The following is an 18273-nucleotide window of genomic DNA, read 5'->3' as shown; positions in this document are numbered from 1 at the left end:
ACTTCTACATCATCCTGCGCCAAATGGCCTATGGCGGTGTGGTGCCGGCGTGACTGTAATCCTCATGACAGGTTTCGTTGACCGCAAACAGGAGTTGCCCATGTCCCTTCGACACGCCTGCTTTCGATTTCGACCGGTGCTGATTGCCGCGATCGTTTTGGCCCCGTTGTTCGTCGCCGTGGTCACTCCGGCAGGGGAAGCTCCCGTCACACGGCCGGCGACCCAGCCCGCGTCGATGTCCGCGGTGCGCTACGGCACGGAGGTGGTCGATGGGCTGGAGATTTTTTACCGCGAAGCCGGCGATCCGAACCGGCCGACCGTGGTTCTGTTGCACGGCTTCCCCTCCTCGTCGCATCAGTATCGCGAACTACTAGCCGGGCTTGGTGACGACTATCACGTTATCGCGCCGGACTACCCGGGGTTTGGCGACAGCAGCTTCCCGCCGCCTGATCGGTACGAGTACACGTTCGACAACCTGGCCACCACGATGAACGCCTTTCTGGAGCAGCGCGGCATCGACCGCTACGTGCTGGGCATTCACGACTATGGCGCTCCGATCGGATTCCGCATCGCTACCCGGCATCCTGACCGCGTCGCCGGCCTGATCGTCATGAACGGCAACGCGTACGAAGAAGGCATCGGTGTTGAAGGCTGGGGCCCGGTCTTGGATTACTGGAAGGGCAAGACGCCGGAGCTCGAAGAGACCATCACCCGGAATGTGTTCGGCCTTGAGGGTCTCAAATGGCAGTACACCCACGGAACCCGCAATCCCGACGGCATCCTCCCCGACAACTGGAATCTTGACTACCTCAAGCTATCTCGGCCCGGCCAGCATGACGTACAGCTTGCGCTGTTTTACGACTACCAGAACAACGTCAAGCTTTATCCGGAATGGCAGGCGTACTTGCGTGAGCAGCAGCCGCCGGTGCTGGTCACGTGGGGCGTCAACGACGCTTTTTTCCCTGTCCAGGGAGCCGAGGGCTATCAGCGTGATGTCGACGACATCGAGGTGCATTTACTCGACACGGGACACTTCCCGCTCGAAGAAGAGGCACCGTTTATCATCGCGCGTGCCCGTGATTTTCTTTCGCGGATCAAGTTCTGACACGTGATCGATTACACATCATGAGCTTGCGAGTACCCGCTGGCTTGCCGGCCCCCACAAACGACCCGCCCAAGCAAGACCGAAGGGGGGCAAAAACAAAAATTTGCTTCTAATCCGGCTGCCGTGCGGTTATCTTCCGGGATAGTCGGCGAGTGCGCTGAGAACGTCTCACGCATCGTCGCACGAGGGAACCCCGATCACAGGCAGTGGAGGAAACTGCGATGCGAGGACTAGGAATCACTTGCGCGTTGACCGCGCTCGGCTTGGCGATGCCAGCACGGTTACTTACACGCCCAGCTTGCCGGACGATTTGACGGATACGGCGGCGGGCGATTACTTCGGTCGGTTCGACCCGTCCACGCCGGCACTGCCCGCCGACGCGGTTTACTCGAACTTCCAGGGTTCGGGTTTCTACGGCGTACAGGACACCGACTCCGCTGGCAGCGGCGATGTGGATCTCATCGAACTCAACTGGGTTGGGATCGATATCTCCAATTTCGAGTTGCTCAGTCTGTCGTGGTTCGTGGCCGAGGATGATTCAACCGACGGCAACGAAGACTGGGACACCACTTCGTCCTTCCGTATCGCCGTGCAGATTGATGGCGGTGGGTTCAACGACATCTTCGCCATCGAATCCGAGATCGGCACGGACGGCAACGCCACCAACGAACTTCCGCGCGTCGATACCGATTTCGATACCACGGGCGACGGGGCGGAGATCACCCCCACCTTCACCCAGTTCTCAGCATTGATTGCCAACGGATCAACGCTGGACATCACCGCCACGTTCGAAGATCTCGACACGGGCGATGAAGATCTGGCATTCGACAGTCTGCTTTTGCAGGGGACCGCGATTCCCGAGCCCGCCGGTCTTGTCGTCGGTTTCGGCATGCTTGCCATGCTGATGCGCCGTCGGACGCATTAAACGCGGGGCGGGCAGCAACTCACGTTCACACCCGCAACTGCGGTGTGCTGTTGCGGGTTGTGGGCTCATACGCAAATCCTCGCCGCCACTGCTTCGCACGGTGCGGCGTCGACAATGTGGCCGGCCAGTTCAGGATCATCGCAAAGCGTGAACAGCGTGGAGCCGCTGCCGGTCATGCGGACCTCGCGATTGAAGCCCCGCTCCAGCACTTCGTGAAGGTCGGCCAGCTCCGGGTGCAGGTCGAACGCGGCGCGTTGCAGCATGTTCGGCATCTCACCGGCGACTTCGTCGAAGCGGCGGAACACGGTCGGTGTCGAGACGTGGATGCCGGGCATGAACAACACGGCGTACGGCTCGGTCGGTGGGGCGGTCGGCTCGACGATGTCACCGCGGCCCGTACAGATCGCCGACGGCTCGCCGCTCACGAAGAACGGCACGTCGCTTCCGAGCGCCGCCGCGATCGACATGAGCCTGTCGCGTTCGATCCCGGCCATTTCCGCGAGGATGAGCAGCGTGGTCGCCGCGTCGGACGAGCCGCCGCCTAGGCCCCCGCCGATGGGGATGCGCTTCTCCAACGTGATCGTGACCGCGTCATGCGGCAAGCCGAACGCGTCGTCGAACGCCTCGGCCGCACGGACGCAGAGGTTGTCGTCGGCGACCTCTGCGGCGTCGGTGGCGAAGTTGATCCGATGATCCCCGCCCGGCTCGATGCTCACGTTGTCGGCGAGGTCCACCGTCACGAAATGCGAGCGGATGGGGTGAAACCCGTCGTCGCCGAGCGGGCCGACGTGCAGGTCGATGTTGAGTTTCGCGGGGGCGGGTCTGCGCATGAAGCCGAGCATCCTTGCTTGAAGCAGGGAACGTTGCCACCATGCGTGGGCGATTCCGCGTTTGGCGAAGGGGCCAGTCATGTTGTCGACCAACTGCCCGGGGTGCGGGCAAAAACTCAAGTTCAAACCCGAACACGTGGGCAAGCGGCTCAAGTGCCCGGCGTGCGGCGAGAAAGTCCTCGCCCAAGGGCCGGTGCCCGGCAGCGCGATGAGCATGCCGGGAACCGCGGGCGCTGCGGGGGTGAGCGCGTCGGGCCGGCCGCTTACACGCAAAGCGGAACTGAAGTTCGAAGACAAGAAGATGCCGATCTTCGTCAAGACGATGCTCGTCGGCCTGATCGCCGGGTTTATCGTCGGGGCGACGTGGGGCTTCCTTGACGGACTGATGTTCTCCGCCGGCGCCGAGGCGTATAACGCCAGCTTCGACGAATACACCGAAGGTCTGACCGAGGCCGAGATTCAGGCGCTCGAAGACGAAGGCATCGGTAAGCAAAGCGTTGCCGGTGGCATCCTGTACTACGTGCTATTGCGCGGGGCGGTGTTCGGGTTCGGCGGCATACTCTCGGGTTTCCTGATCGGCTTCACCGGCAACACGTTCGTCGGGGCTGTCTCGCTGTTGATCATCGCGCCGTTCGCGATCATCACCGGCGGGTTCTTCGGCATCGTCGACATTGTGATCTTCGCGATGATCGTGCTGCCGGTGATCGACCAGCTCGCCGAGTGACGGTTATGAATGTCGCGGCCGAATGTAGTGGGCGCGTCCGTCGCGGATCGCGAGGATGAGCCGATGCAATCCATCCGCTGCCCGGCCTGCGACACGAAGCTCAAGTTCAAGGACGAACATCTGGGCAAGCGCTTGAAGTGCCCCGGATGTGGCGAGCGGGTGAACACGGCACACTTGCAGGCCACGCCGACCGGGGCAATGGGCGGGGCGGCGGCGGTGCAGGCCGAGCGGGTCCGCAGCCGCCGCGAGGCAAACAACGCCCCCGATGACCGGTTGCCGTTGCCGGTGTACTGCGCGATCACCGGGGCAGTTTGCGGGGTGATCTGGGGTGTGCTGATGGGCTTGGTTGCCGGGACGTGTGCGTCGATGACGAGCTACTCGCTGTTGGCCGGTGCGGAGCCGAGCGGCGGCGAGGTCGCGTTGATGTTCGTGATCCTGATTGGGTTTGGGGCGTTGTTCTATGCCGTGGCCGGTTCGCTGATCGGGCTGACCTACGGGTTCAGCGGGTCATTCGCGGCGGCTGTGGGCGTGGGGATGGCGGTGCCGTTGTTGGCGTTGGTGCTGGGGTGGGGCTTCGGCGGGATCATCATCTCCGCGGTTTTCGCCTACACGACCTGCAAGGTGATCGAGACGCAGGTGATCGCGGGATGATTGTTTTTGCGTGTTAGGTCTTCCCCGCGGCGTGCGTCTTACCCGAGAATCGGAACGTATGTTGCGGCAGAGCCACACCATCCATGACGCAGCGGCCGACCCGGTCCTGGTCCGCAAGGCGGCCGACGGCGACACGGTCGCATTCGGTCAACTCGCCGACCGCAACGAACGCGCGGCATTGTCCGTGGCGTACGCGGTCCTCGGCGATGCCGACCTCGCGGCCGACGCGGTGCAGGACGCACTGCTCAAAGCATGGCGGGCGCTGCCGAACTTGGAAGCGCCCGCTGCGTTTCGGGGCTGGCTTTTGCGGACGGTCCGTAACGCAGCCCATGACGTGCACCGCCGACGCCGACCGACGATGCGGCTGGTGAGCGAGCCGCCGGTGGAGACATCGCCCGACACGGAGGTCGCCGAGGCACTGGCGCGGCTCGACGAGCCGACCCGGCTCGCGGTGACGATGCGGTACTACGAAGGCGCGAGTAGCGCCGACATCGCCGTGGTGCTGGACTGTTCACCGGCGGCGGTTGACATGCGGCTGAGCCGGGGGCGGAAGCAGTTGAAGGAGATGTTGGGCGATGATTGACGAACTGGACACACGGCTGGCCGCGCATTTCCACGCCACGCTCGACGGTCACCGGCCCGTTGCCGTGCAGCTACCCGCGCGGCGTAGCGGGCCGTCGGGTTGGCGTGTGGCGGTTGCGGCGTCCTTGGCCGTGACGGCGACGCTGGGGCTGCTCGGTTCCCGGTCGACACCGTCGCCTCAACCGGCACTCGCGGCCCAACCTCCGGCGTTTGTCCCCGTGGCCAGTCAGTTCATCCCGATCGATGATCAGTCCGGTCTGGTCTACGTGGACCAGGAGCCCATGCAGTTGGTCCGCAACACCGGCATCCGGCGGACGGAGTTCGTGACCGTCGACGGTCGAACCCGCATCGCCATCGCCGTCCCTACGGCCGACTTGTATCTCACCGATTACCGCGTCGATTGACGCAACCCAACAAACCCAAGTTGAAGGAGATTTCCGATGAACGCATGGTTGAAAAAACTTGTTTTGCCCGTTTGTGCTTTTGGCTTTGTCCCCCTTGCACTGGCCGACGGTCCGGCAGAGATCATCGTGGAAGATGAGTTGGACACCGTGATCCTTGAGGAAGGTGAGGGGCAGATCCGCGTCGTGGTCAATGGCGAGCGTGACTTAGGCGGCGAGTCGCGGATCGTCGCGTTCGTCGGCATCGGCACTGAGCAGGTCAGCCCCGCGCTGGCGTCGCAGCTCGGCCTGGACGAAGGACTCGGGCTGTTGGTCGAGCTGGTCGTCGAGGACAGCCCCGCGGCCGAAGCCGGCCTCGAGGCCAACGACGTGCTCGTGAAATTCAACGACCAGCTCCTGGTCAACACCGAACAGCTCACCGCGCTGATCCGCATGAACGAGCCGGGCGACACGGTCGAACTCACGCTCATCCGTAGGGCCGAAGAGCGGACCATCGAGGTCGAACTCGGCGAGCAGGAGATCCGCCCGTCGATGATCTTCCGGGTCCTACCCGGCGAGGCACGCTGGGCCCCGGAGATTCTTGAGCAGCAGCGGGCCGAGCTTGCGGAGATGGCGATTGACCTCGAGGTCCTGCGCGACGAACTCGGCGAGCGGCACCCGTTCCTGCTGGAACGTAACGGACAGTTCCTTGAGATGGAGAACGAGTTTTTCTTCCCCGGCGTGGCCAAGCTCCCCACCGATGGCAAGGTGGTCATCTCCGACAGCGCCGCCGACGGTTCGGCCGCAACGGTCACCCGTGACGAGGACGGCCTTCGTTTCAAACTTGTCGAAGACGGCGAGGTCGTCTTTGACGGGCCGGTCGAAACGGAAGAGCAGCGTGAAGAACTCACCGACGAGCAACTCGATCGCCTCGAGTACCTGCTCGACATGCTACCGGAGTTCGAAGACGAGAAGCCCGGCGCGCAGACACGCATCCAAGTGGAGTACCCAGGCTACTTTCGCTGCTAGACGTTTTTGGTGACATCAGACCCCACCCCATCGGCGGGGCGAGCCATCCATCGGTTCGCTTCGCCGATTTTCTTGGGGTCAGCTCTTCATCGCCTCGACGCCGCCCATGATCTCCGACAGTTCGGTGGTGATCTGCGACTGGCGGGCGCGGTTGTACTTGAGCTGGAGTTCCTTACCCATCTTGTCCGCGTTGTCGGTGGCGGCCTTCATGGCGACCATGCGGGCCACGTGCTCCGAAGTCGTCGCGTCGAGGAACGTCTGGAACAACGCCGACTTCACCGTCAACGGCAGCAGCACGTCGAGCAGCGACTTCGGATCCGGGCTGAAGTCGTACTCGGTTTCGGTGGTGAGTTCCTTGGTCGTGGTGACGTCGGTGCCGCTGCGGGCGGTGTCCATCACGCCGGCTTCGAGCTGCGCGTCGCGCTCGGCGGCCTGCTGGGCGAGTTCCTCGACGATCTCGTCGGCCCCGGCCAGCGGCAGCAGGGGGGTGACTTCCGCCTGCTGGTTGCCGGTGCTGATGAAGTTCATGTACGCCACGAACACGCCGTCGACCTTGCCGTCGATGAACTGGGCCATCGCGTCCTCGGCGATGCCCTGCACCTCGGTGCTGCGCGGCTCGTCGGACACATCCAGAATCCGCGTCGGCTCGACCCCCTGGAACCGGAAGAAGCTCACGCCCTTCTTGCCGTTGACGTAGAGCTCCACGTCCTTGCCGGCGTTGACCTGAGCGTCGCGGAAGTTCTTGGCGACCTTGAGCACGTTGCCGTTGTACGCCCCGGCGAGGCCACGGTTGGCGGTGATGACCACGAGCGCGATCTTGTTGGTGCGGTTCTCGTCGGTGACCTTGCGGAGCAACGGGTGTTCGACGTTGCCGACCGAGGCCGCGAGTTCGCCGACCAGCTCACGCACCTTCATCGTGTACGGCTTGGTTCCGGTCGCCCGCTTGAGCGACTTCTGGAACTTCGCCGTCGCGATCATCTGCATCGTCTTGGTGATCTTCTTGATGTTCGAGACCGCCTTGCGGCGTTTGAGAATCGCACGTGCTTTGGCCATGGGGCGGGATCATAGCGGGGCGGGTTACGGAGGGAAGTTTCGACCAGAACGCTTGTCCTAACACACCGCCCTCGCCGGGCGGAGGGGCCTGGCGGGGGCGGTGGGCGATGGGACGTATTGTTCAGTTGCCGCCGCGGTCGTAGTAGAACCGCTCGTGGACGATCTTGCCGTCGCGCCAGCGTTGAACGCTGACTTGCTCCATGCGGACGTCCTGGTCGTCGGTGTTGATGAACTCCAGGGCGTTCTCGATGAGGGCCACGCCGGTGCCTGGGGCGGTTTCGTGGACCGCGACGGCCGGTGTCTCGAAGCCTTTGAACTGCTTGACCTGACTGAGGAACGCCTTCTCGCGTTCGATGTTGGCCGCCAGGCCGGCCGTGTCGCCATAGTTCGGCTCGGTCATGACCGTGTCGTCGTCGTAGAACTCGCTCATCGCGTCGAGGATGCGGCCGGTGCGGATGTGCTCGAGCAGGTCATCGACGCGAGCCTGCAGTGACGTGCCGGTGGCCGCGCTCGAGGGTTCGGCGACGAGGCTGCGACGGAGGGTGTTGAAGAAGGACATGGGATGCTCCTTTGGGAATGAGGTGAGGAAATAGATGTGAACGTCAGGCGGTTGCGGGCGCGGCTGCGGGTTGAGTCCGGTGCCCGCGGATGGCGGTGATGAGGCTCGGCAGCGTCAGCCGCCCCGGGCCGGTGAGCAGCAGGGCGATGGCGATGAGGCCGAGGGTGAGCGGGTACTCCATGCCGCCGGCAGTGTTGGCGAAGGTGCCCCACTTGACGGTGATGATCGCCACGGCCATCACGCCGGCGAGGGTCAGTCCGGCGAAGCGAGTCGCCACGCCGGCTAAAAGGGCGATCGCTCCGAAGAACTCGGCCGATGCGGCCATCACGGCGTTGGCCTGCGGGAAGGGGATGCCCACGTTCTCGAAGAACGCGGCGGTCCCGGCCAGCCCGCCGCCGCCGAACAGGCCCAAGAGCTTCTGGCCGCCGTGGTAGAAGAAGACGATGCCCAGCGCGAGGCGGATCACCAGCAAGCCGGCATCGAGCCCGGCGGCCCGGACGGTGGGAGAAAGCGTGGGTGTTGCGAACATGATGTGACTCCTAACATAATGTGTTGAAACGTATATCGGGACGCGGAAGAGAAACGCGGAGGCGGAACAATGGGGCTAATCAACGTCGGCGGCCGGCGGGTTGCGCAGCTCGCACAACAGGCGGCTAAGTTGTCGGCTCTTGGTTTGGCCGAGGTGTTCGAACTGCCGACGGATCAGGTCCATCGACTCGCGCGCCGCCTCTTCCTGGACCCGTCGGCCCTCATCGGTCAGCCGAAGGCGGACCACCCGCCGATCCTCGCTGCACCGATGTCGGCTGACCAGGCCTAGCTTTTCGAGCCGGTCCGCCAACCGGCTGATGTCAGGCTCGCGGGTGAGCATCTCCCGGCCGACGGTGTAAACCGGCACACCTTCGTGCCCCGGTCCTTCCCGGCGTTCATGGCCGCGGAGAATGCTCAGGATGTTGAACAGCGGACTGCTCAGTCCGTGCCGTGCGAACTTCTCGGCATGACCCGCCGCGAGGATGTCGTGCGTGCGGATCAGATCGAGATATGCCTCGTGTTCGACCTGCTCGAAGTCGTGAACTTTGCCGATCTCGTCGGCAAGACCGCGGGGGCGCTTCGATTTGGGAGCCGCAGTTGGCATGGGCCAATCATACGTTGGCACTTTGTCTGTGTCAACATGTATTTTGATTTTTCTTCCAACCCCGCAAACATCATGTTGAATGCCGTTCGTCACCATGCTTTCGACCGTTCTTTAACCTGCCACTTCGATCGCCAGTACCGTCAGGTCGTCCTTGGCGGCGAGGCTCCCGGTGGTTTGGGCGAGCTTCGCGTCGACCGCTTCCAGGATCTGCTCGGCGGAGCGGTAGCGTTGTTCTTCGATAAACTTGTACCAGTGCCGCATGTCGCCGATGCCGTCGTCGGCGAAGGCGACTTCGACGCCGTCAGAATAGAGGATCAACCGGTCGCCGGGCTCGAGTTGGATGCGGGCCTCGGGGAAGGTCTCCTCGGGCATGATGCCGAGCAGGCCGCCGTCGGACTCCAAGTGCTGGATGTCACCGTCTGCGGAGATGCGAATCGGGAAGGGGTGCCCGCCGCGCGAGAAAACGAACTCCAGTGTTCGACAGTCGAGCCGACCGAACACCGCCGTCGCAAAGCACGAGAGCGTGAGATTTTGCTCAATGAGCGTGTCGTTGAGCCGGCACATCGTTTCGCTCGTCGGCACCAGTTCGTAGTGCTTGCCCTGAATGCGCTTGGTGAGCAGGGCGTTCTTCATGAACATCGTCAGCAGGGCGGCGGGGGTGCCGTGACCGACGGCGTCGGCGAGGTAGAGCCCGATGTGGTGTTCATCGAGCCGCATGGCGTCGTAGAAGTCGCCGCTGACATACCCGGCCGGCCGGAAGAGCACATGGGAGCTCACGCAGTCGACTTGCGGAAGCTTCTTGGGCAAGAAGTCGCGTTGCAGCTTCGCCGCCAGCCGCATCTCCTCGTCCATCTGCCCGATCTGGAATTGAATCTGTTCATCACGCCGACGGAGCAACTCGATTTCGCCCTGCAATGCGTCGACGAGGGATTGAACCTCTTCGAGCTGGGCTTCCAGATGCGCCGGGTCGAGGTCTGCCGGTTTCGGCGTTTGGGTGGAAGTGGAAGGTGCGGTTGCTGACATCCGTGACGGCCCCGATGGTGAAATCCCTACCTCTCCTGCGTCGGCGGAAATCCGGGGTGTCTGAACCAGGGATACCCCGGAATCAAGCTATCGCCGACGGATTGTGCATGGTCTTGCTCGCAATCCGGACAAGGCTGGCCGTACTCCGCCCGGTTATCGGGCCAACGCTTGCGAAATGGGCACCGCTGGGTACGTTCCCCCGATGCCGACCGCGCCCACCATCGACCCTGAACAGGGGCCACCCGCCGAGGATGCCATCCCGACGACCGACAACGGTTTGCGCTCCGCGCAGGCGGAGATCGAACTACTTAATGAGGTGGGCCGGATTGTCAGTTCCGACCTCGAACTCAACAGGGCATTTCAAAGGGTCATGGCCGTCATCTCCGCACGGTTGCGGATGCACCGCGGCACACTGATCCTGCTCGACGAGGCGTCGGGCCGACTGCGGACGGTCGCGGCGGTGGCGCTGACGCCCGAGGAGATCTCCAAGAACAAGTTCGCCCTCGGCGAGGGGATCACGGGCCACGTCGTAGCAACCGGCCGGCCACGGATCATCAAGAACGTCCTCGAAGAGCCGGACTTTCTCAACCGCACCAACCGTCTGCGTTACCGCGATGACAAGACGCCGGTGAGCTACTTCTGTGTGCCGATCCGCATCGAGGAAAAGCCGGTCGGTGCGCTCGCGATCGACAAACGCTACATCTCCGACGCCCAGGTCGACGCGGACTTCCGGTTCCTCGACGTGATCACCTCGTTCCTCGCCCAGGCGATCCAGATCAATCGCATGTTGCTGACCGCGAAGGAGCAGCTCGTCGCCGAGGCCCACGAGCTGCGCAGCCAGCTGCGGGACCGGTACAAGTTCGAGAACATCATCGGCGACTCGGCCGCGATGCACGAGGTGTTCAGCACCGTCGCCCAGGTCGCCACCAGCCGCGCGACCGTCCTGCTCCTCGGCGAAACAGGCACTGGTAAGGAGATGATCGCCAAGGCGATCCACTACAACTCCGATCGCGCCGACAAGCCGTTCATTCGTGTCAACTGCGGCGCGATCGCCGGGACGCTGCTCGAGTCTGAGTTATTCGGCCACGTCAAGGGCAGCTTCACCGGCGCGATCAAGGACAAGCCGGGCAAGTTCGAAGCGGCCGACGGGGGCACGATCTTTCTTGACGAGATCGGCACGATGGAGCCGCAGTTGCAGGTCAAGCTTCTGCGCGTTTTGCAGGAGCGTGAGTTCGAACGTGTCGGCGACAACGAGAGCATGAAAGTCGACGTCCGTGTCATCGCCGCGACCAACGTCGATCTGGAGGAGGAAGTCGCCCGGAACAACTTCCGCGAAGACCTGTATTACCGGCTCAACGTGGTGAGCATCTACCTGCCGCCGCTGCGGAATCGGCGCGAGGATATTCCAAGCCTGATCGACTATTTCCTTGATCGGTTCAACAAGATGAACAACCGCAGCGTGAAGCGGATGAGCCGGGAGACGTTGAACCTGATGCTGCGTTACCCGTGGCCTGGGAACGTGCGTGAGCTGGAGAACTCGATCGAGCGTGCGGTGGTGCTGAGTCAGGGCGAGGACTTTACCGACGACCTTCTGCCGCTGGGCGTGCGGATGTATGCCCAACAACGTCGCGGCGACGCCGAGTCCATCGATGTTCTCGCCAAACGCCTCGCCGACCAGGCCATCGCCGAGTTCGGGATCCGCGAAGGTGAAATCTACTCGCTCGTCATCGACAAGGTCGAGGGCGCGCTCATCGAGAAAGCCTTGGGCAAGACCGACGGCATCAAGACCAAAGCCGCCGACTTCCTCGGCATCAACCGCAACACGCTCAACAAGAAGGTCAAAGACCTCGGCGTGGAGGCGGGTGACTAAAGAATGTCAGACAAGCAGGCACTAGCGGTGGCGCTCGGCGCGGTGATCGGCGGTGTTGCCGGCTTGACTCGATCTTGACCTAACCGGACCGGCCGGCTTCTGTCTGGCCGAGATGCTTGCACTGCTTTCTTTCGTCGGATTGCTGTCCTTCGTCGGTGTCGCCCCCGAGCCGCCGCGGCGGGCACCGTTGCGGGAGACGGCGCCCTGGTCGGCGGTCGCTGAGAAACTCGATGGCGTGTTGACGTTGCAGCAACTTGGCTCGATCGATCAGCGTGTGGCAACGGCTCGTTTGGACATGGGCCGGGCTCGGTTTGTCGGGCGGTCGCGGATGGTCGGAACCGACGTGGAAGGCAACATCATGGTCGGCATGCAGCCGCTCGAAAACGGTTGCCGCATCGCGTTGGCCGACCTTGATGGCGTGGTCTATCACCAGGTGACGGACTTGCTGCGAAAGGAGGGTGCGACGTGGACGCCGCCGATCGAGCGCCTGGCGCTCTCGCCCGATCGTGAACTGATCGCGGTGTATCCGTCGCAGTATGTGCGGGCACTCTCAACTGCACCGATGTTCGGCGACTACAAGCATGACTTCCAGGACGGCTACCTCGGCACCGATCACATCGTGTACGTCTACGACATCAACGGTCAGCGCGTGAACCGGTTCGTCGGTTACACCGAACCGACATGGACGCCAGACGGCAAGCTGATCCTCTCGGGCGCCGGGGACAAGGTGGCTGCGGGACTGTATGAGGTCGATCCGAAAGGCGATGAGGTGCGTCGGCTCGATCCGGAAAGACTTCTCGGCGTTGCGAGTAATCCGGTGGTTTCGCCCGACGGCAAGACCATCGCCTTTGGCTACCAATCACAGATCTGGGCCATCGACCGCGACGGCACCAACCTGCGTCAACTCGTGCGCGATCCAGAGTTCGACTTGGCCTATCCGACGTGGAGCCCGGACGGGCGGTTCCTCGCGTACCTCAAGCGCAGCACGCTCGGGGTCACGTCGGCGGTGTACGTCATCGAAATCGCTGACCTGAAGCGAGAGTACTTTCACGATCTGCGGCGTGAGGCCCCGACCGGCGATGTGCAGTTGTTCGAGCCGTGGGGCGCGATGAGTTGGGATGCGGAGTGACTCGGTCGCGACGGGATCGCCCACGGGCAAGTTTGGCCGAAGCGTGACGATCTACTCTCCGCCACCGGCTTTGGGGTTGTCGGGGCTTTCGAAGGACACCAGTTGCGGGCTGTACATGCGGGGCGGGCAATACTCGAGGACGAGCTCCTTGATCGCGTCGTGGACGACGGCTTTCTTCTCGATGTTGAAGTGGTCGACTTTGCCCTCGGCTTCGGCGAGGATGTCCTTGCGGTTGCCGCGTAGGTTCCAGTTTTCAACGACGTTCTCAGGCATGCCTTCGCGGGGCTTGACCGCCACGCCGCGGAGCACCGGGAGAATGTCCCACGCGCCGTTGGGCTGGTAGAGATTGACCGCACGTTTGACGTTCGGCGGAATGTTGGGCGGCGTCACCGGGTCGAGCGTGATGAGCAGGTCGATCTCCACGTTCTTCTCGGCCGCGATCTTGGCGATGCGGATCATGTCGTCGGCGCCGTAGCTGTGGCCGATGAGGATGATCGGCTCGTGATTGTCCAAGCCGGCGTAAGTGTCACGGATCGTCGCACCCAGGTCTCGGTACTGGCTGTTCTGGTAGATGTGGGCGCGGACGCCGGCTTCGTTGAGCTGTTCGGTGAGCGAGTCGATGCCGGTGGAGAACACGCCGATCCAGCCGCGCATGAGATAGGCGTTGCCGACGCGGGGTTGGCTGGAGACCGGCTGGACGGCCGAGAGTTCGCCCGGGGTCATGCTGCTGGTTTGGCAACCCACGACGGTCGGTAGCAGAAGCAGGGCGGTGACGAGAAGAGTACGAGGGTTCATGTGGACGCTGGACCTATGCAAATGGAGTACCGATTTCCCCCGGACAGACGAATGACATAGAGACATGCCGATCCGTCGGCCGGTTTCATCCTAAGTAGGTATGACACACCAGTTCCGCCTAGGTGCGGTCGGTGAGAGCCGATAATGATGTCCGAGCGGGTTGGACGTCAAGTTGGGGAGACAATCCTGACGGTGCCGGTGTGGAACCGTTGTGTGCCGGTCTCGTTGCAGACGACCAAGAGCCCGTCTGCGTCGACACCCTCGCAGTGGCCGACGGTTTCGCCGATCCGGACCGTTTCGCCCCCCAGTGCGTCGAAACCGGCATATTCGCTGCGGACATCCGCCCAGCTGATCGGCCGCTCGGTCAGCGAGGCCAGGCTCTCCGCCAGCGCTAGCAGCACGTCGGTCTTGCTCACCGGCTGCCCGCAGATGTCGTTCAGGGATGTGATGTTCCTTGCCACCTCCGGCGGAATCGCGGCGTCGATCCCGACGTTGAGCCCGATGCCGATGACGTCGATTCCGCGTTCCCGCTCACAAATGACGCCCGCGAGCTTCAGGCCGTCGTGATAGAGATCGTTGGGCCATTTTATCTTCGTATCCGACGCTCCGAACCGGGCGGCGATGCGGCGGACGAGCACACCCACCACCAGCGGCAGGTGCTCGGGGCGGCGATCCGGGTCGGCCGAGATGGCGAATGTCGCCGTCAATGTCGAGGGTCCGCTGAACCAGACGTTGTCGCCCCGGCCGCGACCGGCGGTCTGATTACCGGTAACCACGAGGGCGGGGCAGTAAAGCTCGCCGGCTTCCTTCAGCTCGATAGCCCGGTCGCTGGTGCTGCGTAAGCGCGGATACCAGTGCAACCGCCATGGGGAAAGCTCGGTGCGGATCCGCTCCAGGTCATATTGTCGATGCGGCATAACATCACGGAAGAGAACTCACGAGGGGCGCAGAACCCCGGCACGGGAAGTAGTGCCCCCACTGTCGTGCCGTCACAGATTGAATCCTAACTTGTCACAACATTGCAAGTCGAAACCTATTTCAAAACGAGCAACAAGTCACCGGCCTGCACCGTGTCGCCGTCCGAGACCTTGAGCTGGGCGAGAATCCCGTTCCTCGGGGCGTAAACGGCGGTTTCCATCTTCATCGCCTCGATGCTCAGCACGCGATCGCCCTCGGTGACTTTGTCCCCGTTATCCACAACGACGTTCGTGATCTTGCCCGGCATCGGGGCGGCAAGGTGGCTCGGATCGTCGGGATCGGCCTTCTCGTGTCGGGCGACCGAGGCCTCCAGTGAACGGTCGACCACCACCACCTCGCGCGGCTGGCCGTTGAGTTCGAAGAACAGCACCCGCGTTCCGTCGTCCCGCGCATCGCCGAGGGCGACGTACTTGACCACCAGCGTCTTGCCCGGCTCGATCTCGACCGCCACCTCCTCGCCACGCTGGAGCCCGAAGAAGAAGTTGGGCGTCGGCAGCACGCTCGTGTCGGAGAAGCGTTGGCAATGACGGTCGAAGTCGGTGAAGACTGCGGGGTACAGCTCCGCGGAGATGACATCGGTGTCGCTGACCGCGCGGCCGAGTTTGGTCGTGAGCTCCTTCGCCGCCGAGTCGAAGTCGACTGCGGGCAGTGTCGCGCCGGGCCGGCCCTTGATCGGCTCGCGGCCCGCGGAGTCGAGGATGATCTTGCGTAGCTTCTTGGGCCAACCGCCCGGCGGCGTGCCGATCAGACCCGCCATCGCATCGACCACGCTCTGCGGGAAGCTGAGCTTCTTGCTCGGGTCCATCACGTCGGCTTCGGTGAGGTTGTTGGTCACCATGAACAACGCCATGTCGCCCACGACCTTCGACGACGGCGTGACCTTGACGATGTCGCCGAACATGCGGTTGACGGTGGCGTAGGCGTCGGCGATGTCGTCCCAGCGATCGGCGAGGCCGAGCGATTGGGCCTGGACACGGAGGTTGGTGTACTGGCCGCCGGGCATCTCGTGGCGGTACACGTCGGCCGTGCCGGCCATGACGTTCTGCTCGAAGGGGTAATACAGCTGCCGCGCCTGTTCCCAGTAGAAGTTGATCTGCTCGAGCAGGTCCACGGGCAGGCCGGTGTCGCGCGGGGTGTTGCGTAGGGCGGCGGTGATGGAGTTGAGGTTGGGCTGGCTGGTCGTGCCGGACATCGCGGCGATCGCGGTGTCGGCGACATCGACGCCCGCATCGGCGGCGCGCAGGACCGACGCGCTGTTGACGCCGGAGGTGTCGTGCGTGTGGAAGTGGACGGGGATGCTCACCGCTTTGCGGAGCGCTTTGAACAGCACCGTCGCCGCATACGGCTTGAGCAGCCCGGCCATGTCCTTCACGCAAAGCACGTGCGCGCCCAGGTCCTCCAACTGTTTGGCCATGTCGACGTAATAGTCGAGGTCGTACTTGGACCGGGCCGGGTCGAGGATGTCACCGGTGTAGCAGACGGCCGCCTCGCACACGGTCGTCTTCGTTGCGAGCACCGCCTTCATCGCGACCTTCATGTTGGTCACGTTGTTGAGCGAGTCGAACACGCGGAACACATCCATGCCGTGCTCGGCCGAAAGATCGACAAAGCGCCGCACGACATTGTCGGCGTAGTTCGTGTAACCCACCGCGTTGCTCGCGCGCAGCAGCATCTGGAAGCAGACGTTCGGAATCGCCTTGCGTAGCTGGGCCAAACGGTCCCACGGCGACTCCTGCAGGAAGCGCATCGAGGTGTCGAACGTCGCGCCGCCCCACATCTCGATCGACCACAGGTGCGGCGCGAGGTGGCTCATCGCCTCGGCGATCTGCAACAGGTCGTAAGTCCGCACGCGCGTCGAGAGCAGCGACTGGTGCGCGTCGCGGAAGGTGGTGTCGGTCAGCAGCAGGCGTTTCTGTTTGCGGGTCCACTCGGCGAACTTCACCGGCCCGTCGGCGAGCAGGCGATCGCGCGTTCCCTTGGCCGGGACGTCGTCCTTCTCGAACGCCGGGACGATCGGCTCGGGCAGCGTGCGACCGTCGGTCTTGCCGCGCACGTCGTCGCGGCCGTTGACGATCACGTCGCCGAGATACTCCAGCAGCTTCGTCGCCCGGTCCCGACGCGGTTGGAAGTCGAACAGCTCCGGCGTCTCGTCCACGAACCGCGTCGTCGCATGCCCGCCGGCGAAGGTCGGATGGCGGATGAGATTTTCGAGGAACGGGATGTTCGTCTTGACGCCGCGCACGCGGAACTCGCGCAGCGCCCGGTCCATGCGTGCGATCGCGTCGGCCAGGTGCAGGCCCGACGCGGTGAGCTTGACCAGCAGCGAGTCGAAGTAGGGCGTGATGATCGCGCCGGTGAACGCGGTGCCGCCGTCGAGGCGGATGCCGAAGCCGACGGCCGAGCGGTAGGTGCTGATCCGGCCGTAGTCGGGGATGAACTGGTTCTCCGGGTCCTCGGTGGTGATGCGCGCCTGCAGCGCGACGCCGCGGACGTTGATGTCGGGCTGCTGTGGGATCTCGATCACGTGGCCGTGCAGGTCGTGGCCCTGGGCGACGAGGATCTGGCTGCGGACGATGTCGATGCCGGTGACCTGCTCGGTGACGGTGTGCTCGACCTGCACGCGCGGATTGACCTCAATGAAGTAAAACTCCTCGCGTTTGACGTCGACGAGGAACTCGACGGTGCCGTCGTTGCACGGAGCAGTCGCGGTCCCAGAGGTGTACAAGGTTGCCGTGGGTGTCGGCGAGGATTTGCACCTCGATGTGCTTGGCGTGTTCGATGTAGCGTTCGAGGAAGACCTCGGATCGGCCGAAGGCGCCGGCGGCTTCGCGGGCGGCCTCCTCCCATTTGCCCTTGAGTTCCTTGGCCGAGCGGACCACCCGCATGCCGCGCCCGCCACCGCCGAAGCTGGCTTTGAGCATCAGCGGGTAGCCGACTTTGCCTGCGGCCTTCTCGACGTCGGCGAACTTGAGCAGCCCCTTCGCGGTGCCGGGGACGGTGGGGACCTTGGCCCGCTCGGCGAGTTTCTTGGCCTGGGTCTTGTCGCCGAACTGGCCCAGCACGTCGGCGGGTGGGCCGACGAAAGCGATGCCGTTCTCGACGCACTGGCGGGCCAGGTCGGCGTTTTCGGAAAGGAATCCGTAGCCCGGGTGGATCGCGTCGACGCCGACGTCGGCACACAGCTCCACCAGCGCGTCGATGTCGAGGTAGCCCTTGACCGGCGCGCCGCCCTCGGCCGGGCCCAGCAGGTACGACTCGTCGGCCTTGAAGCGGTGCAGGGCGAAGCGGTCCTCGTGGGTGTAGACCGCCACGGTGCGGATGCCCAACTCGCTGGCCGCACGCATGACACGGATCGCGATTTCGCCACGATTGGCGACGAGCAGCTTCTTGAAGGTCGTGGGCATGAACCGGGCATTGTTCAGCATGTGCGTGAGGTTGGCAAAAACGTCTTGACCGGGCCTTTGTGGCGATTCTTGGCCGTTGAACTTTTCGCCCCCTGACGCGTCCA

At 63.7% G+C, this 18273-nt stretch carries 17 protein-coding genes and 1 pseudogene; 9 read left to right on the top strand and 9 right to left on the bottom strand.

Annotation, left to right across the window (positions count from 1 at the left end):
• Nucleotides 1-136: 136 nt before the first annotated feature.
• On the top strand, nucleotides 137-1105 hold the full coding sequence (locus AAGD32_00470) for an alpha/beta hydrolase (protein ID MEM8872706.1): 969 nt from the start codon (nucleotides 137-139) through the stop codon (nucleotides 1103-1105).
• Nucleotides 1106-1346: 241 nt separating this feature from the next.
• Nucleotides 1347-2030 (top strand): hypothetical protein, encoded by a 684-nt coding sequence (locus AAGD32_00465; GenBank protein ID MEM8872705.1) that lies wholly within the window; start codon nucleotides 1347-1349, stop codon nucleotides 2028-2030.
• 65 nt (nucleotides 2031-2095) lie between these two features.
• Here AAGD32_00465 and ispE read toward each other — a convergent pair whose 3' ends face one another.
• Entirely contained in the window at nucleotides 2096-2860 is a 765-nt protein-coding gene (ispE, locus tag AAGD32_00460) for a 4-(cytidine 5'-diphospho)-2-C-methyl-D-erythritol kinase (GenBank protein ID MEM8872704.1), read from the bottom strand.
• Between the two features lie 79 nt (nucleotides 2861-2939).
• On the opposite strand from ispE, the gene AAGD32_00455 reads away from it, so the two are divergent.
• The 5 genes from AAGD32_00455 to AAGD32_00435 all read left to right on the top strand — a co-directional run bounded on the left by AAGD32_00455 (nucleotide 2940) and on the right by AAGD32_00435 (nucleotide 6226).
• Nucleotides 2940-3584, top strand: coding sequence for a hypothetical protein (locus AAGD32_00455; protein MEM8872703.1), 645 nt, complete (start codon nucleotides 2940-2942; stop codon nucleotides 3582-3584).
• 63 nt (nucleotides 3585-3647) lie between these two features.
• A complete protein-coding gene (locus tag AAGD32_00450) occupies nucleotides 3648-4235 on the top strand; it encodes a hypothetical protein (GenBank protein ID MEM8872702.1) in 588 nt (195 codons plus the stop codon).
• Between the two features lie 58 nt (nucleotides 4236-4293).
• Nucleotides 4294-4818 (top strand): sigma-70 family RNA polymerase sigma factor, encoded by a 525-nt coding sequence (locus AAGD32_00445; protein MEM8872701.1) that lies wholly within the window; start codon nucleotides 4294-4296, stop codon nucleotides 4816-4818.
• Entirely contained in the window at nucleotides 4811-5221 is a 411-nt protein-coding gene (locus tag AAGD32_00440; GenBank protein ID MEM8872700.1) for a hypothetical protein, read from the top strand. The genes AAGD32_00445 and AAGD32_00440 overlap by 8 nt, the downstream gene beginning before the upstream one ends.
• Nucleotides 5222-5257: 36 nt before the next feature.
• Nucleotides 5258-6226, top strand: a complete 969-nt coding sequence (locus AAGD32_00435; GenBank protein MEM8872699.1) for a PDZ domain-containing protein — start codon at nucleotides 5258-5260, stop codon at nucleotides 6224-6226.
• A 78-nt stretch (nucleotides 6227-6304) separates the two neighbouring features.
• On the opposite strand, the gene atpG is transcribed toward AAGD32_00435, so the two are convergent.
• From atpG to AAGD32_00410, 5 genes are all read right to left on the bottom strand, one after another.
• Nucleotides 6305-7279 (bottom strand): ATP synthase F1 subunit gamma, encoded by a 975-nt coding sequence (gene atpG / locus AAGD32_00430; protein ID MEM8872698.1) that lies wholly within the window; start codon nucleotides 7277-7279, stop codon nucleotides 6305-6307.
• Nucleotides 7280-7400: 121 nt separating this feature from the next.
• Nucleotides 7401-7838 carry a nuclear transport factor 2 family protein gene (locus AAGD32_00425; GenBank protein MEM8872697.1) on the bottom strand — a complete coding sequence of 146 codons (438 nt, stop codon included), beginning with the start codon at nucleotides 7836-7838 and terminating at the stop codon, nucleotides 7401-7403.
• A 43-nt stretch (nucleotides 7839-7881) separates the two neighbouring features.
• On the bottom strand, nucleotides 7882-8367 hold the full coding sequence (locus AAGD32_00420; GenBank protein ID MEM8872696.1) for a DoxX family protein: 486 nt from the start codon (nucleotides 8365-8367) through the stop codon (nucleotides 7882-7884).
• Nucleotides 8368-8442: 75 nt separating this feature from the next.
• Nucleotides 8443-8970, bottom strand: coding sequence for a MarR family transcriptional regulator (locus AAGD32_00415; GenBank protein MEM8872695.1), 528 nt, complete (start codon nucleotides 8968-8970; stop codon nucleotides 8443-8445).
• A 111-nt stretch (nucleotides 8971-9081) separates the two neighbouring features.
• On the bottom strand, nucleotides 9082-9993 hold the full coding sequence (locus AAGD32_00410) for a SpoIIE family protein phosphatase (GenBank protein ID MEM8872694.1): 912 nt from the start codon (nucleotides 9991-9993) through the stop codon (nucleotides 9082-9084).
• Between the two features lie 202 nt (nucleotides 9994-10195).
• Here AAGD32_00410 and AAGD32_00405 point away from each other — a divergent pair, with 202 nt between their 5' ends.
• Nucleotides 10196-11863, top strand: a complete 1668-nt coding sequence (locus AAGD32_00405) for a sigma 54-interacting transcriptional regulator (GenBank protein ID MEM8872693.1) — start codon at nucleotides 10196-10198, stop codon at nucleotides 11861-11863.
• 112 nt (nucleotides 11864-11975) lie between these two features.
• Complete coding sequence (locus AAGD32_00400; protein MEM8872692.1) at nucleotides 11976-12992, top strand: hypothetical protein; 1017 nt, start codon at nucleotides 11976-11978, stop codon at nucleotides 12990-12992.
• A gap of 51 nt (nucleotides 12993-13043) precedes the next feature.
• Here AAGD32_00400 and AAGD32_00395 read toward each other — a convergent pair whose 3' ends face one another.
• From AAGD32_00395 to AAGD32_00385, 3 genes and pseudogenes are all read right to left on the bottom strand, one after another.
• Nucleotides 13044-13787: a hypothetical protein gene (locus AAGD32_00395; GenBank protein ID MEM8872691.1), complete on the bottom strand. Its 744-nt coding sequence runs from the start codon at nucleotides 13785-13787 to the stop codon at nucleotides 13044-13046.
• A 167-nt stretch (nucleotides 13788-13954) separates the two neighbouring features.
• Nucleotides 13955-14704, bottom strand: a complete 750-nt coding sequence (locus AAGD32_00390; GenBank protein ID MEM8872690.1) for a biotin--[acetyl-CoA-carboxylase] ligase — start codon at nucleotides 14702-14704, stop codon at nucleotides 13955-13957.
• Nucleotides 14705-14820: 116 nt separating this feature from the next.
• A pseudogene (locus tag AAGD32_00385) lies at nucleotides 14821-18169 on the bottom strand (pyruvate carboxylase).
• Nucleotides 18170-18273 lie beyond the last annotated feature (104 nt).

The sequence above is a fragment of the Planctomycetota bacterium genome (assembly GCA_039182125.1).
Classification (GTDB): domain Bacteria; phylum Planctomycetota; class Phycisphaerae; order Tepidisphaerales; family Tepidisphaeraceae; genus JBCDCH01.
This window is presented reverse-complemented; position numbering and strand designations above follow the sequence as displayed.